This is a genomic window from Flavobacteriales bacterium, from assembly GCA_016700415.1.
Classification (GTDB): domain Bacteria; phylum Bacteroidota; class Bacteroidia; order Flavobacteriales_F; family PHOS-HE28; genus PHOS-HE28.
Map to the genome: position 1 here is coordinate 1,567,746 of CP065018.1, position 17,492 is coordinate 1,585,237.

8 protein-coding genes are annotated in these 17,492 nt (G+C 59.6%); 6 read left to right on the forward strand and 2 right to left on the reverse strand.

The annotated features are described in order from the left end of the window. Nucleotides 1–76: 76 nt before the first annotated feature. Nucleotides 77–3,172 (reverse strand): protein translocase subunit SecDF, encoded by a 3,096-nt coding sequence (secDF, locus tag IPP95_06645; GenBank protein ID QQS73883.1) that lies wholly within the window; start codon nt 3,170–3,172, stop codon nt 77–79. 227 nt (nt 3,173–3,399) lie between these two features. Here secDF and IPP95_06650 point away from each other — a divergent pair, with 227 nt between their 5' ends. After that, a complete protein-coding gene (locus IPP95_06650) occupies nt 3,400–5,556 on the forward strand; it encodes a VCBS repeat-containing protein (protein QQS73884.1) in 2,157 nt (718 codons plus the stop codon). A gap of 184 nt (nt 5,557–5,740) precedes the next feature. Here IPP95_06650 and mdh read toward each other — a convergent pair whose 3' ends face one another. Further along, nucleotides 5,741–6,679, reverse strand: a complete 939-nt coding sequence (gene mdh / locus IPP95_06655) for a malate dehydrogenase (GenBank protein ID QQS73885.1) — start codon at nt 6,677–6,679, stop codon at nt 5,741–5,743. 248 nt (nt 6,680–6,927) lie between these two features. On the opposite strand from mdh, the gene IPP95_06660 reads away from it, so the two are divergent. The 5 genes from IPP95_06660 (at nt 6,928) to IPP95_06680 (ending at nt 17,401) form a co-directional block, all read left to right on the forward strand. Then, nucleotides 6,928–7,503 (forward strand): RNA polymerase sigma factor, encoded by a 576-nt coding sequence (locus IPP95_06660; protein ID QQS74213.1) that lies wholly within the window; start codon nt 6,928–6,930, stop codon nt 7,501–7,503. 3 nt (nt 7,504–7,506) lie between these two features. Beyond that, nucleotides 7,507–8,796: a PKD domain-containing protein gene (locus IPP95_06665; protein ID QQS73886.1), complete on the forward strand. Its 1,290-nt coding sequence runs from the start codon at nt 7,507–7,509 to the stop codon at nt 8,794–8,796. A gap of 155 nt (nt 8,797–8,951) precedes the next feature. Further along, complete coding sequence (locus IPP95_06670; GenBank protein QQS73887.1) at nt 8,952–12,320, forward strand: gliding motility-associated C-terminal domain-containing protein; 3,369 nt, start codon at nt 8,952–8,954, stop codon at nt 12,318–12,320. A 298-nt stretch (nt 12,321–12,618) separates the two neighbouring features. Further along, a complete protein-coding gene (locus tag IPP95_06675; protein ID QQS73888.1) occupies nt 12,619–15,876 on the forward strand; it encodes a PKD domain-containing protein in 3,258 nt (1,085 codons plus the stop codon). Beyond that, nucleotides 15,821–17,401 (forward strand): hypothetical protein, encoded by a 1,581-nt coding sequence (locus IPP95_06680; protein ID QQS73889.1) that lies wholly within the window; start codon nt 15,821–15,823, stop codon nt 17,399–17,401. Before IPP95_06675 ends, IPP95_06680 begins: the two co-directional genes overlap by 56 nt. Nucleotides 17,402–17,492 lie beyond the last annotated feature (91 nt).

Genomic DNA, 17,492 nt, shown 5'->3' on the forward strand with positions numbered 1-17,492 from the left:
CCTTGCACGTTGCCCAAAAGAAAACCCCGCCGAGGCGGGGCTTCCAGATCATTTACATGAAGGCACACCGTGCTTATCACTTGGTTTTCACGGGGATCTCGTCCTTGTGCAGGTCCACCACGATGGCACTGGCCACGAAAATGGAGGAATAGGTGCCCACGCCGATGCCCACCAGCATCGCGAAGACGAAGCCCCTGATGGAATCGGCACCGAAGATGAAGATCACCAGCAGCACGATCAGCACCGTCAACGAGGTATTGATGGTACGGCCGAACGTTGAATTGATGGCCTTATTGAACACCTGCCCCCACGGATCACGCCTGTGGTCCTGCAAGTATTCGCGGATCCTGTCGAACACCACCACGGTGTCATTGATGGAGAAACCGATCACTGTTAGGATGGCGGCGATGAACTGCTCATCGATCTCCATGCTGAACGGCATCATGGAGTAGAAGATGGAGTACACGCCCATGACGATGAGCGCATCATGTACCAGTGAGAGCACGGCGCCAAGGCCGAACTTCCAGTTCCGGAACCGCAGCAGGATGTACATGAAGATAAAGACGAGGGACAAGCCCACGGCCCACACGGACTTGTTGCGGATGTCGTCACTGATCACGGGGTCAACCTTCCGGGATTCGATCGGCGGTGCACCGCCTAACTGCGCCAACGCACCGTTCAGCTTGCCTTCAACGATCTGGTCGGCACCCGTAGTGGCCGTGTTGATCATGAAGTTGGTGGTGATCTTCACCTGGTCGCTTCCGCCATAGGTCTTCACGTTCACGGAGCTGCGGGCGGAGCCTTCCGTGTTGAAGGCACCTTCCAAGGCGCCACGGACCTGTTCCACGTCCACCGGCTTGTCGAATTTCACCACGTACTGCCGACCTCCTGAGAAGTCGACGCCGTAGTTGAAGCCGCGGGTGAACATGGAGACCAGACCGGCAATGATGATGACACCGGACACCGCGTACATCACGAACCGCTTGCTCATGAAGTCCATATTGAGGTCGGCGAAGATGTTCTTGTTCCAATTGTGCCAGAAGCTGAGCGACTTGCCCTTCTCCAACCGGCGATCGATGATCAGGCGGCTGATGAAAATGGCGGTAAAGAGCGAGGTAAGGATACCGATGGCCAAGGTGGTCGCAAAGCCTTTCACCGGGCCGCCTCCGAAGAAGTAGAGGATGAGGGCCATGGCGAACGTGGTGATGTTGGAGTCCAAGATCGCGGAAAGTGCGTGCTTGTAGCCCAGATCCACGGCGGTCTTCACCGCTTTGCCATGCCGGAGTTCCTCCCGGATCCGTTCGTTGATCAGTACGTTCGCGTCCACGGCCATACCCACCGTGAGGATGATACCGGCGATGCCGGGCAGCGTAAGGGATGCCTGGATCGAGGCCAATGTGCCCAGAAGGATGAAGATGTTGGAGAGCAGGGCCACGTTGGCCACCCAGCCGGAGCCATTGTAGTAGAGCACCATGAAGGCCATCACCATGAAGATGGACAACAGGAAGGACCACATGCCGCGACTGATGTTCTCGGCACCGAGCGAGGGGCCGACCACGGTTTCGTCGATGATGCGGGCGGGGGCTGGCAGAGCACCGGCCTTGAGCACGTTGGCCAAGTCAGTGGCCTCCTCCAGTTGTTTGTTACGGTCGTCGGCACCGCCCATGGTAATGCTGCTTCGGCCACCGGGGATCTCGCCCATCACGTTAGGCGCGGAGACCACATAGCCGTCCAGGACGATGGCGATCTGCTTCCCTACGTTCTCGCCGGTCATGAGCTTCCATTTCTGGCCGCCCTCAGCGTTCATCTGCATGCTCACCTCGGCATCGCCCTTCATGTCGAAGTCCTGTCGGGCATCGGTGATGTAGCTACCGTCCAACTTGGGCTTCCCTCCGCGCGGGCCACGCAGTGCGTGCAGGGCGAGGAAATCACGATCCTTCCCGTCCGCTGTGCCCATCCGCATCGGCTTTGCGCCCCAGGCCAACTTCATCACCTGACTGGGGTCCGGGCTCTTGGGCGGGGCCATGCGGAGCAATTTGTTCACGGTGGCGGTATCGCTGACTGCTGCATAGCCCACCACGTCACCGCGCACCACCTGGTTGTTCATGATGTTGAGCTGAAGGCGGTCCTTGTTGAGGAGCGGGCTCTTGGCCAAGCTTTCTGCGTCGGTAAGGGCGGTATCATTGCCCAAGCTGTCGGTGGTAAGCGCATCAGCGAGGCTGTCCTCGGACGGCACGACCGTACTGTCCGCCGTTGTGGTGTCCGTCGTGGCCGTATTCAATGTATCCGCAGCCAGAGCTTCCTTCCTTGCTTTTTTGCTGCTGTCCTCGCGGGCCATTTCCGGGTGCAGCATGACGGCGAGGCGGTCATTAGCCTCGGAGAGCTTCATGTACACGTCGTTGTTGTCGAAGGTCTCCCAGAATTCCAAGTTGGCGGTGCTCTGAAGCACGTTCCGCACACGGTCCTTGTCCTTCACCCCGGGCAGTTCGATCTGTATACGGCCGCTGAGGCTCTGCTTCTGGATGCTGGGTTGCGCCACACCGAATTTGTCAATACGGGTGCGAAGGATCTTTTCGGTGTTGATCAATGCGATCTGGGCCTGTTCACGCAAAGACGCGATCACCTGTTCGTTGTTGCTTTCGCGCGGGAACATCGTGGTATTGTCCTGCGTGCTGAAGATGGCCGCGAGGCTCCCGTTCGGGGCGGCCTTCTTGAACTCCTCGTCGAACAGGGTGATGAAATCCTTGTTGCTGCTCGTGAGGCGCCTACGGGCGGTGGTGAGGGCATTGCGGAATGCCGGGTCCTCACTGTTGCCGCTCAGGTTGTCCACGAGGTCGGGGATGTCCACTTCCAAGGTGACCGCCATACCGCCCTTAAGGTCAAGACCGAGGTTGATCTCCTTCTCCTTGCACTCCTTGTAGGTATAGCCGAGGCCCGGATAGGCGATCTCCTCGTCGTGCTCACGGATGTATCGGTTCTGATAGGTCAGCAGCACGGAGTCGTGGTCCATGGCCTTGTTGGCCGGGACGGCCATGACCGAATCGGCATATTCCGCCGCCACCTTGCCGGCGTTCCGTTCAAACTTGCCTGTGAAGATCGAGAACGATAACTGCCAGAGGCAAGCGAGCGTCAACAGGATGGTGAACACCCAGAGCGCACCTTTATTCTGCATGATGGAAAACTGATTGGTTTTTCAGAAAGTGACCCAATGGACGCACAAAAGGCCCTCCAACGGGGCGGCAAATATAGAAGGATAGCCATGCGGCCCGACCCTTGCCCTCCGGAACACCCGAAATCGTCAGAAAAGACACGCCCGGTGCTCGGCCTTATGTAGCCGGAACGGGTACCTTTGCGATACCGCCCCCGTCGAGAAATGTGCACGTCCCATCCTTCCCTCCCGTGATCGCCAAGCCCCTCCTCCTTCTCCTCTGCGTTGCACCGCTTTATTCCTTGGCGCAGGCCGACCTCACCTTCAACCCTACGGTCCCTGTGCAGCGCGCGGGCGTCCCGATGCCCATGGCCTGGGCGGGCGGACTGAATTTTCCACAGGTCTCCACCATCGATCTGGACCAGGACGGACTGCTGGACATACTCCTATTGGACCGTTCCGGTGACAAGCCGATCTTCCTGCTCAACACGGGCACCCCGGGCCAGGCCACCTACATGCCCACCCATACCTATGACAACGTTTACCCCTTCCCCTTGCTTCATGATTGGGCCTTGCTCCGGGATTACAATTGCGACGGCATGGCGGACATCTTCGCCTATACAAGCGGGGCCTTCGCAGTATATCGGAATACCAGTGATGCCTCGGGCCTATCCTTCACCTTGGTGGATGACCAGGTGGGAAGCAATTACGTTCCAACGGTCAGCCCGAATCTCTACATCAGTAATGTGGACATGCCCGGGATCGCGGACATGGACGGTGACGGGGACTTGGACATACTGACCTTCAGCATCTGGGGATCCAACTACTTGGAGTTCCACAAGAACCTGAGCATGGAGCTGTATGGCACCTGTGACAGTTTGGCCTATGAGGTCCGGAGCCGGTGCTGGGGCGGCTTTCAGGAATCCATCTCCGGGAATGCCATCACGTTGAACGCACCCTGCGCGGACAACGTGCCCAACCCGGAACTGCCCGTTCATGACGAAGGCAGCAACTTCCCCTCCGAACGCGCCCATTCAGGGAGCACTGTGCTGCCATTGGACCTGGACGGGGACGGGGACATGGATCTGATCCTTGGCGATTTTCTTTCACCCGACCTTACCGGTCTGATCAACGGGGGCACCTTGGCGCACGCCAACATGATCTCCACGGATACGCTGTTCCCTATCTATGATCAACGGGTCTATTTCGAACAATTCTTGGCTCCTTTCTTCGTGGACATCGACGGCGATGGCAAACGCGACCTTGTGGTGGCACCGAATTCCAGTTCGGCCGCGGAGAATGCGCACGGTATCTGGTACTACCGGAACACGGGCACGGACGCGGCCCCCGTCTTCAATTTCCAGCAGGACGATCTTTTCCAAGGGGATATGTTGGACTTTGGCGAGGGTGCGCGCCCCGTGCTTTTCGACCACAACAGCGACGGCCTGATGGATCTGGTGGTGGCCAATGAAGGTTACTATCTGGCCGGTGGCTTCTACAGCGGCAAGCTGGCCTTGTTGGAGAACACCGGCACCCCAACGGCGCCATTGTTCAATTTGATCACCGACGACTATGCGCAGCTGTCCGGGCTGGGCTTCGGTCCGGGCATGCATCCCGCCTTCGGTGATGTGGACGGCGACGGGCATCCGGACATGATCATCGGGGACGGTGACAACAATGGGGATAACTCCGGCAGGCTGCATTTCTTCCATAACACCTCCGGCGGTCCCGTCGCGCAATTCCAACTGACACAGGCACTGATGACCGACGATAACGGGACGGTGATCGACGTTGGCGCAAATGCCACGCCCCAACTTTTCGACCTGGACGGAGACGGGCTTCTGGACCTGATCGTAGGCGAGCGCAACGGGAACCTCAATTATTACAGGAACGCAGGCACTGCACAGGCTCCATCTTGGCATTTGGAGAGCCAGCTCTTGGGCGCCGTCCGAGTGAATGAATACTGGAGCACCACTGGTTACAGCGTACCGTTTCTGTACATGGACGGCCAAGGTCAAAAAAAGTGCATATCGGGAAGTGAGTCCGGCGGTATCCATCTATACGATGGCATCACCGGTAATGAAGGCGGCTCCTGGAACCTGGTCGACAGCGTTTGGGGGGAGCTTCATGAAGGTGGCCGCACTGCCGTGGCGCTGTATGACTTCACCGGCGATGGCCAGCTCGATGCGGTGATCGGCAACTACCGGGGCGGATTGAGCTTCTGGTCCAGCGGCATTTGGACGGGTGTTGACGCAGCAATACCGGAAACCGCGGAAAATGTGTTCAGTCTTGCACCCAACCCGGCCAACAGTACTGTGGACATCCTTATGCACACCCCCTTAGTCCCGAACATGCGGGTTGAGCTCTTCGATGATCTGGGTCCGGATCGTCCTCGGGTTCCCTGTTGAGCGCCCACAGGTCCGCATGGACCTTGGAAATCTCGCACCCGGCCTCTACTCGGTACGCTTAGTGAACGGGACGGGGCAATGGACGAAGCGCTTGGTCATCGTGCACTAAGAAAGATCTTCACAGTCCGGAAAAGAAAAGGGCACCGTCATGGTGCCCTTCCCGTTCATTGCAGGTCGTGGCCGCCTATGCAGGCACGTTCATGCGGTCCAGCACGGCCATCACCTCCTTCACGGACTGGGCACTTTCCTGGGTGAGGGCCAGCTCCTCCTTGGTGAGCTTCAGTTCAATGATGCGTTCGATGCCGTTGCGGCCGAGGATCACGGGCACGCCGAGGTACACGTCCTTCAGGCCGTATTCCCCTTGCAACCAAGCGCAGACCGGGAACACCCGTTTCTGGTCGCGGACGATGGCCTCCACCATTTGCGCGGCGGCCGTGCCAGGTGCATACCAGGCGGAAGTGCCCAGCAGGTTCACGATCTCACCGCCACCTTTTTTAGTGCGTTCAACGATGGTGTCCAACTTGTCTTTTTCGATCAGTTCCGTAACCGGGATACCACCAACGGTGGTGTAGCGCGGCAAGGGCACCATGGTATCGCCATGGCCGCCCATGAGCACGGCCTGAATGTCCTTCGGGCTCACCCCGAGCTCCGTGGCCAGAAAGGCGCGGTACCGGGCGGTGTCCAAGATGCCGGCCATGCCGAAGACGCGCTGCGCGGGGAACTTGCTATTGAGGAAGGCGCAATAGGTCATCACGTCGAGCGGGTTGCTCACCACGATGATGACGGCGTTCGGGGAGTGCTGCACCACGTTTTCAGTGACGGACTTCACGATGCCCGCATTGGTCGCGATGAGGTCATCACGGCTCATTCCCGGCTTCCGGGGCAGGCCGCTGGTGATCACCACCACATCGCTATTGGCCGTCTTGGAATAGTCATTCGTGCTGCCCACCGGGCGTGAATCGAAGAGGCTGATGGGAGCGGTCTGCCAGATGTCCAACGCCTTGCCCTCGGCGAAACCTTCCTTGATGTCGAGCAGGACCACCTCGGTCCCGAGCTCCTTGCGTGCGCAAGCGTCGGCGCATGTTGCTCCGACGTTGCCGGCCCCTACTACTGTGATCTTCATGGATGTGTGCTGCTTTTGAAAATGGTCCGTACCGATCGGCACGGGGCGCAAAATTAGGGATCACCGGGGAAACCGTATTGACGTCGGTCAGGCGTCCAAGATCAGGAGCTGCGGCTTTCAGACAACCCGGCAGCCCGGATCACGTCTTACCTTGGAAAGTGTACCTTACCGGCCCGGTACGACCCCCGCTGAAAATGGAACTGGCAACCCTGGAGAAGAACATACGTCTTAGTCCCGCATGGGAACGTATGGAACATCCTTCCGAACCAGTACACGATGCTGTGATCGATGGCTGCATAGCGGGCGAGCGCCGCAGCCAGCAACGGGTATACGAACTCTTCTATGGGAAGATGATGTCCGTATGCCTGCGCTACACGAAGAACCACGATCAGGCGAAGGACATTCTACAGGACGGTTTCATCAAAGTGTTCCGCAACTTGGCCAAATTCAACCGGGACGGCAGCTTCGAGGGCTGGGTCCGGCGCATCATGGTCAACACGGCGATCGATCATTTCCGGCGGGCGCGTCACTCCTATCTGCTCCTTGGGGAAGACCGGAGCATGGACGAGTTCGAGGATCTGGCCGAGGAGGAGGACAACGAGGTGGACGAGACCATGGAGCTGAAACCAGCGGACGTGATCAACGCGATGCAGAAATTGACCCCCGCCTATCGGACGGTGTTCAACCTGTATGTTTTCGAGGAAATGACGCACAAAGAGATCGCCGAAACTTTGGATATCAATATCGGGACCTCGAAGAGCAATTTGGCGAAAGCCAAGAACAACTTGAAGCGACTTCTTAAAAAGGAGCATAATCTCCCTTGAGACATGGCGGGAAGCATGAATGAATTAGACGCCTTTGAGCGCAGGTTGAAGGAAAGCATCGACCAGTATGAGGTGCCGTACAACTCCGCCGACTGGGCCCAGATGGAACGTGCCTTGGCCAGTGGTGTACGGAGTTGGGGCCATGGCCGTGCATTGGTGGTGGGCCTGCTGCTGGCAGGTGGGCTGCTCATCGGTGGTACGGCCTACTTTGCAGGTCGCGACGGAAGCACCAAGGTGATGACAGGGCCGAACCCGTCCCATATGGAGCTCACAACAGCCGCTGCACCGGAGCCTACCGCACAGGTCATGCCTACCTCCGCCCCTGCCACCGGCATCGGCACTGAAAGCACCACCTCCATACCGGAGCCGACCACCGGACGGATCGAGACCCGGACCGCGGCCGTTCATCCGAACGCAGTAGGCTCCCCGAAGACGATAGCACCGGCCACCCCGACCGAAACGGTCAAATCCGCCTCAGGACCGTCCTCGAACAAACCCTCCGAAGGCGATAACATGGATACGATGTTCCGGGCCAGCGCCAAGGAAGCCTGCCCCGGCAATCCCGTGGACTTTACCGTTGAACATATGCCGGAGGACGGCATCTACCTCTGGAATTTCGGTGACGGCAGCTTCAGTAACAAGCCGAACCCCCAGCACACCTTCACCAAGCCTGGCAGTTATCAAGTGATGCTTTCGATGTCCTCTGCGGGCGCGGGTACCATCCGCAACAAGCCGAGTAGCGACATGATCGTGATCCACGACGCTCCCATGGCAAAGTTCAATGTGGCGCCACAGAACTACAAGGGCCAAATACCCAGCGTGCATTTTGAGAACCGATCCTTGGGCGCGAAGTCCTACCGTTGGGACCTAGGCGATGGCACGGTGAGCACGCTGGCCCATCCGGACCATGTTTACAAGGCGAAAGGCGTGTACCAAGTGGAGCTTATCGTGACCAATGAAATAGGCTGCGTGGACCGGAAGATAAAGGAGGTGCGGGTGGAAAACGATTTCAACCTGGGCGCCCCGGCAAGCTTCTCGCCCAACAAGGACGGGAAGGATGACACCTTCATGCCGGAAGCACTTCTCGATCTGACGGCCAAGTTCCAACTGGCGGTATACGACCCTTCGGGAACCTTGGTCTACAACACCAGCGACCCCACCCATCCGTGGTGCGGGAAGGTGAAGAACCAAGGTCCGGTGTGCACCACAGGCGATTATGTATGGGTGGTGGACATAGAGTCCGGCAGCCAAGCCTCGGAGACCTTTACCGGGAAGGTGAAGCTGCTGCCCTGATCCGGTAAATCCCTCATTCTTGGGGCCGTGTCCCCCCTTTTTTAGCCTTGGACCCGGTCTGCGTTCCAAGAATGTGGTTTTCCTTGGCGCACCATCGGTGAGGTGGTTCGGAAATTTCGGGCACCCGGCACCATGCTTTGTGCGTCAATTCCATAATGGGCTTCCTCTATCCAAGATCCATTTTTCGTCTGCTTTCCATAGGGGCCATCCTGATCCCGGGACTCCTCCGGTCGCAAGTGCCGGAGCTGCTGATCTCCCAAGGAGGCACCCATACTTACTGCCATGCGGTGCTCTACGACAGCGGCGGACCCAATGGGAATTATGGGAACAATGAGAACCATTCCATCACCTTCTGCCCCGGCGTTCCCGGGGACAGCATCCAGATCGCCTTCGGCATGCTGGATCTGGCGATCGGGGACGTGATCACCTTGTTCGATGGCACCTCCACATCGGCCCCCGTGCTCGCGTCATCCGTAGGGACGCCGCCCCTTACTGCCGGATATCTTTACACAGCGACCAGCGCAAGTGGCTGCATCACGATCCAGTTCAACAGCAATTCCGCACAGACGGATCCGGGCTGGGTGGCCAATATCCAGTGCAGTGGGGTCTGTCCCCCGCCCACCGCCAACTTCCCCTCGTTCCCCCAAAGCCCATACCTCGTCTGCCCGAATGAACCCTTGGCGTTGGATGCGAGCGGATCCACTGCGGCACCGGGCCGAAGCATCGCTTCCTATGCCTGGACGATAGGGGGTGTCACCACCTATTCAGCCACACCACAGGTCGATCTCCCCACCAATACTCCGGGGCAGTATCCGATCGGCCTGCTTGTGCGCGACGACATCGGGTGCCCCAGTACCAACAGCAGTGTGGACTTGGTACGGATCGGCACGAAACCGGACTTTTCAGGCATCGGGATCGATCCGGGCACTATGTGCGCTGGCGAAACCGCCACGTTGAACGGTGTGGTCCAAGGCACACATTGGTCCAGCGTGCCCGACCCGATCGTATCCGGCCTGTTCCTATTGCCTGATGGCTGCCCCCCTCCGGGAACATACACCTCAGTGCTGAACGTCTCCGGCTTCCCTGCCGGTACAACGGTGAACGGTCCGGTGGACATCTTGGATATCTGCCTGAACATGGAGCATTCCTACCTCGGCGACATTTCCGTGTCCATGTCCTGCCCCGGCGGGCAAAGTGTGCTCTTGTTCAGCGGATATGGCGGTGGTGGCGGCGGCACATACCTGGGGTCTCCTTTGGACAATTCCACCGGCATTCCCGGAACCGGGTTCGAGTATTGCTTTTCCGCCTCGGCCGCATGGGGCACCATCGTGTCGGAGAACACGGCCGGGAACCACGTCACGGCCGGCACTCCGCCAAACAACAGTATGGCGCCCGGCACATATACGTCGCAGCAATCGTTCAACCAATGGAACGGGTGCCCGCTCAACGGCCCGTGGACCATTACCGTTACGGACAATTTATGCATTGATGACGGTTACATTTTCGATATGTCCATGTCCATCGATCCGTCGCTGTATCCGAACGTGGTGCAGTACACTCCGGTGATCGGACAAGGTTGCGACAGCAGCGCATGGAGCGGCCCGGACATCGTTTCCACAAGCCCGGACTGCAACATCGCAATGGTTGCTCCTTCTGCACCCGGTCCACATCCGTACACCTACACGGTCACCGACGACTTCGGCTGCACCTACGATACAACGCTCACCCTCAACATCACGCCGGGCGTACAATTTGATGTCACATCGGCCCTCCCTGCGGTTTGCGGAAACCCGGTGCTGATGCAGCCAGGACTGATCCTCCCGCTTCCAACAGGTGCGATCACCTACCAATGGTCGCCGAGCACCGGGCTATCCAGCAGCAGTTCCCCTTTCCCGACCGCATCACCAACTGTGCCGACGTGGTACACCCTGCATGCCTTTCCCGCCGGACACCCCCTTTGCGGCATGGTGGACAGTGTGCTCGTGCAGCCCTTGACCACCATGGAAAGCGACAGCGTGGTGACGGACATCTTGTGCCACGGTGATGGGACCGGATCCATCCAAGTGTTCACCACGGGCGACGGCGGGCCATGGAACTACACGTGGACCGACAATACCGGCACGGTCGTGCAAACTACCTCGACCTCGAACGGCGATACCTTCCAAGGCGCTGGCGGGACCTATAAAGTGGTGATCAGCGAAGGCCTGAACGGGAACGGTTGCGCGGACAGCCTGATGGCGACGATCAATGAACCGCCCCTGTTGATGATCGCCAGCTCTGGCACGGACACCATCATCTGCCGTACCGGAACGGCCGTCCTGAATGCCGCAGCAGCAGGGGGTACCGCACCCTTGATCATGCACTGGGACCATGGTGTTGGTATTGGCCCCGCTCAATCGGTCTCTCCATTACAGACCATGGCCTACAGTGTATTTGCCACGGATGCGCACAACTGTTATTCGGATACCTCGATGGTGGTGGTCACTGTTCTGCTTGGCCTGGATGCCGAACTCGTGGACACCGTAACGAGCTGCCCAAGGGTGGATGTCATGCTTCAGGTTGACACGGTCTTTGGCGGCAATGGCCAATACAGCTATGATTGGGGCACCGGGGGATCCCTCGCGGACTCCTTGACCGTGAACCTTCGCAACACGCAGAACTTCTGCGTGACCATACACGACGGTTGCGAAACGCCGGCGATCACCCGGTGCGCGACCGTGGCCATTACGCCCGTGCCTCCGATGGAATTGTCCGTGGACAGCGTGTTGGGCTGTGAACCGTTCACCGTCCATTTCTCCATGAATGACACCACGGGCGGTGCCACTGCGGACTGGAACTTCGGGTACGGGCCGACGCAGACCGAACGGCCGATGACCATGGCCCATGTCTATGCGCAGTATGGGACGTTCGACCTACGGGTCAACGTACACTGGCCGAACGGGTGCTCGATGGACAGCATCTATTCAAACCTGATCAAAGTGATCGACGTTCCGCACGCCGATTTCAATTGGACGCCTTACCCGGCCACCATCTTCCAGAACGAGGTCCACTTTCATGAATTGGCCACCGACATTGCCGACACCTTCGAATGGGATCTCGCCGGCATGGACAGTTCCTTCCTTCCTGACCCGGTATTCACCTTCCCGGACGACCTGGGCAGGAATTATCCGGTGCGGTTGATCGTACGGAACTATCTGGGCTGCGCGGACACCATCTGGAAGTTGGTGAACGTGGAGGATGCCTTCCTGGTCTATGTGCCCACGGCCTTCACGCCGGACGGCGACGGCCTGAACGAGGTGCTGAACGTGGTAGGCAATGACATCGCGGACCACGACTTCCACTTCATGGTCTTCGATCGCTGGGGAGAGAAGATCTATGACACGACGGACCGCCATGCCGGATGGGACGGCAAGATGAACGGGAAGGTGGTGAAGAATGGCGTGTACACGTGGTTGCTGCGAGCGCAGTCGGTGTACAATGGCGTGAACCATGACCTGCAAGGGCATGTGACAGTGGTACGATAGCGACCAATTCCGGTCCGCTCCAGAGCCGCCCGTGCAAAAGAGACGACGTCTTGGAGTTCAATGGCCGCCGCAACACGGTCGGGCAATTCTTTTATTGCGGATTCGTCGTCGAAAACCATTCGTTCGTCCACAGAAAACAGGGAGCGTGTATAAAGAATGGTCATGACACATAATTTACATGCCACTGAGACAGACCTTGTCTCGTCGATATATGTGTATGGTCAGGACCACGACCCTTCCTTTTCTTCTTCCATGTTGGCGATCCTGGCTGCTGGCCGCTTCACTTTCTATGGCGCTCTTGGCAGTTCCTTCCGTAGCATTTGGCCAAGCCTTTCCCATCTTCAACGGCACGACCAATACTTGCGTCGGTGCGTTCTTAGATAGCGGCGGCGAAGGAGCATCAGGCTACTCCAACAATGAGAATTACACCTATACGGTGTGCCCGGACGCACCTGGCGGAGCGATCTCACTGAGCTTCGTCACCTTCAACCTGAGCATTGCGGGTACCGCACCGATCGACGCGATGTTGATCTACGATGGCGATGATATTACCGCCCCCCTGTTGGGGACCTGGACGGGGACCTCACTTCAAGGGCAGGTGGTGTCCGCCAGTGCCGGCAATTCCTCAGGTTGCCTTACGGTGGTGTTCCACTCGAACAACACGGGCACCGGCGTGTTCGCTGCCACTATCACTTGCTACCAACCTTGTGAGCGGCCCACTGCGGTGGCCACCTACGGCTCGGCCACGACCTTGAAGATCTGCCCCGGGGAAGCCGTCACTTTCAACAGCACAGGCTCTTACGCGGCACCCGGCTTCAGCATCACCAACCGCCGTTGGGATTTCGGGGATGGCACGGTGCTGAACGGTGCGCCCGCTTCCGTGAACCACACCTACGCGCAGCCCGGAGGCTACACAGCCCAGCTTTATCTGGTTGACAACAATGGCTGCTCCAGCACCAACCGCGTTGATCTCCTGACGTTGGTGGGCACCACCCCCAATTTCAACGGCACCGAGGGCATCACCGGCTGTTCCGGAGAGACGCTTTGCTTGGACGGCGTAGTAAACCCGACGACTTGGAACGAATTGCCCGGCAGCGGCTTAGGCACAGGTGTGTTCCTACCGGACAATGTGGGTTCCTGCTTCAATACCACCCTTGACTTCACGCAGTTCGCCCCGGGGCAAACGCTCACCAATATCAACCAGTTGCTTGGCATTTGCGTGAGCATGGAGCACTCCTTCATCGGCGATCTGGTGATCAGCATCATCAGCCCCACGGGACAGACAGTGGTGATGCATCAACAGGGAGGATTGGACACGTACTTGGGCGTTCCGGTGGATGATGACGCCACGCCGAACATTCAAGGGATTTGCTGGAATTATTGCTGGAGTCCCACGGCGACCAATGGCACCTGGGTGGATAATGCTGGCGGCACTCTCCCCAGTGGCACGTATGAAAGTCTGAATCCCCTCTCCGGCCTCTTGGGTTCCCAATTGAATGGCACATGGACCTTGCAGGTATGTGACCTGTGGGCCTTGGACAACGGTTACATCTGTGACTGGGGAATGGACTTCGCCCCTTCCCTCTATCCGGACCTCCTTGAGTTCACCCCGGTGTACGGCGCTGGCTGCGATAGTTCCTCCTGGTCGGGGCCGAACATCACCACTACGACCAATGGCTGCAACCATGTCTGTGCGACGGGCCTTGCCCCCGGCGATCATCCTTACGTGTACACGGTGACCGACGATTTCGGCTGTACCTATGACACTACGGTGATGATCACCATCGTGCCAGACCTGGAGGTGAATGCGGGGCTGGACGCCTCCACCTGCGGTACGCCCGTGCAACTAGGGGCAACCACCAGCGGGGGTGTCTCCACCTACTGTGACTATGAGCTATGGCTATATGACATTTTCGGCGACGGCTGGACGAACAATTCCTACGTTACGGTAAGCATTGACGGGATCAGTACGAACTGGACCATGACCGGTGGAAGTGCAGGGAGCACTACCATATCGGTGCCCAGCGGATCCACTCTCGTACTGGGATATAATGGTGCCGGGCTATTCGCTTTTGAACAGTCGTTCGAGTTGCTCAACAGCGCGGGGGTGAGCGTCTATTTCGGGAATGATCCCACGAACGGTATCGTGTGGATCGGGACCGCAGATTGTCCGGGCGGCGCGATGGTGTACAGTTGGAGCCCGACCACCGGTCTTTCCGACGCGACGATCGCGAACCCCGTGGCCACGGTCGCTTCCACCACGCAATACTGCGTCACTGTATACCAGGCAGAGCATCCGGATTGTGTTGCAACGGATTGCATGACCGTTACCGTGGATGATCCAGTGGACGCGGGGACAAACGGGGCGATCACCCTTTGTGGGAGCGCCAGTGCGTTCAGCTTGTTCAGCCAGCTCGGCGGAACGCCTGTTTCCGGTGGGACATGGAAGGATCCCTCCGGAACCGCACATGGCGACACTTTCACGCCCGGGACCGACCCTGGCGGAATCTACACTTACTCAGTCACCGGTGCAGGGGCCTGTGGGAGCTCAACCTCCACATCCACCGTCACCGTCACGATCAACACGCCGCCCGACGCAGGGACTGATGGATCTATCACACTCTGTAGCTCGGACGCGGCCGCTTCACTCTTCGCGCAGCTCGGCGGAACGCCGGACGCAGGCGGAACATGGAGCGGGCCGAGCACTGTGACGGGAGGCCTGATCAACCCCGCCACCATGAGCGCTGGGGCTTACGTCTACACCGTTACGGGAACGGCACCCTGCCCCGTTGAGACCGCGACGGTGAACGTCACGATCAACACGCCTCCTGATCCCGGCACTGACGGTGCGATCACGCTCTGCACTTCCGATGCGGCGGCTTCACTCTTCGCACAGCTTGGCGGAACACCGGACGCGGGCGGAACTTGGAGCGGGCCGAGCACGGTGACCGGCGGCATGATCGACCCCGCCACTATGAGCGCCGGAGCTTATGTGTACACGGTCACGGGAACAGCACCGTGCCCGGATGAGACCGCGACCGTCACCGTCACGATCAACACGCCGCCCGACGCGGGGACCGATGGGGCCATCACGCTCTGTAGCTCCGACGCGGCCGCATCACTCTTCGCGCAGCTCGGAGGAACGCCGGACGCGGGCGGTACATGGAGCGGGCCGAGCACTGTGACGGGAGGCCTGATCAACCCCGCCACCATGAGCGCTGGGGCTTACGTCTACACCGTTACAGGAACAGCACCCTGCCCTGTGGAAACAGCGACGGTGAACGTCACGATCAACACGCCTCCTGATCCCGGCACTGACGGTGCGATCACGCTCTGCACTTCCGATGCGGCGGCTTCACTCTTCAACGCCTTGGGCGGAACACCGGACGCAGGCGGAACATGGAGCGGCCCAAGTGCGGTGACCGGCGGTATGATCGATCCCGCAACGATGAACTCCGGGGCGTATGTCTACACGGTCACGGGAACAGCACCTTGCCCCGATGAGACCGCGACCGTCACCGTCACGATCAACACGCCGCCCGACGCAGGGGACTGATGGATCCATCACGCTCTGTAGCTCGGACGCGGCCGCTTCACTCTTCGCACAGCTCGGAGGAACGCCGGACGCGGGCGGTACATGGAGCGGGCCGAGCACGGTGACGGGAGGCCTGATCAACCCCGCCACCATGAGCGCTGGGGCTTACGTCTACACCGTTACCGGAACGGCACCCTGCCCTGTGGAGACCGCGACAGTGAACGTCACGATCAACACGCCGCCCGATCCCGGCACTGACGGTGCGATCACGCTCTGCACTTCCGATGCGGCGGCTTCGCTTTTCGCACAGCTTGGCGGAACACCGGACGCAGGCGGCACATGGAGCGGGCCCAGCGCGGTGACCGGTGGCATGATCGATCCCGCCTCGATGAGCGCCGGAGCATACGTGTACACAGTTACTGGAACAGCGCCATGCCCCGATGAGACCGCGACCATCACTGTCACGATCAACACGCCGCCCGACGCAGGGACTGATGGATCTATCACACTCTGTAGCTCGGACGCGGCGGCTTCACTCTTCGCGCAGCTCGGCGGAACACCGGACGCAGGCGGAACATGGAGCGGGCCGAGCACTGTGACGGGAGGCCTGATCAACCCCGCATCCATGAGCGCGGGAGCATATGTCTATACCGTGACAGGAACGGCACCCTGCCCCGTTGAGACCGCGACGGTGAACGTCACGATCAACACGCCGCCCGATCCCGGAACTGACGGTACGATCACGCTATGTACTTCCGATGCGGCGGCTTCGCTCTTCGCACAGCTTGGCGGAACACCCGATGCGGGCGGAACTTGGAGCGGCCCAAGTGCGGTGACCGGCGGTATGATCGATCCCGCAACGATGAACTCCGGGGCGTATGTCTACACGGTCACGGGAACAGCACCTTGCCCCGATGAGACCGCGACCGTCACCGTCACGATCAACACGCCGCCCGACGCAGGGACTGATGGATCTATCACACTCTGTAGCTCGGACGCGGCCGCTTCACTCTTCGCACAGCTCGGAGGAACGCCGGACGCGGGCGGTACATGGAGCGGGCCGAGCACGGTGACGGGAGGCCTGATCAACCCCGCCACCATGAGCGCTGGGGCTTACGTCTACACCGTTACCGGAACGGCACCCTGCCCTGTGGAGACCGCGACAGTGAACGTCACGATCAACACGCCGCCCGATCCCGGCACTGACGGTGCGATCACGCTCTGCACTTCCGATGCGGCGGCTTCGCTTTTCGCACAGCTTGGCGGAACACCGGACGCAGGCGGCACATGGAGCGGGCCCAGCGCGGTGACCGGTGGCATGATCGATCCCGCCTCGATGAGCGCCGGAGCATACGTGTACACAGTTACTGGAACAGCGCCATGCCCCGATGAGACCGCGACCATCACTGTCACGATCAACACGCCGCCCGACGCAGGGACTGATGGATCTATCACACTCTGTAGCTCGGACGCGGCGGCTTCACCTTCGCGCAGCTCGGCGGAACACCGGACGCAGGCGGAACATGGAGCGGGCCGAGCACTGTGACGGGAGGCCTGATCAACCCCGCATCCATGAGCGCGGGAGCATATGTCTATACCGTGACAGGAACGGCACCTGCCCCGTTGAGACCGCGACG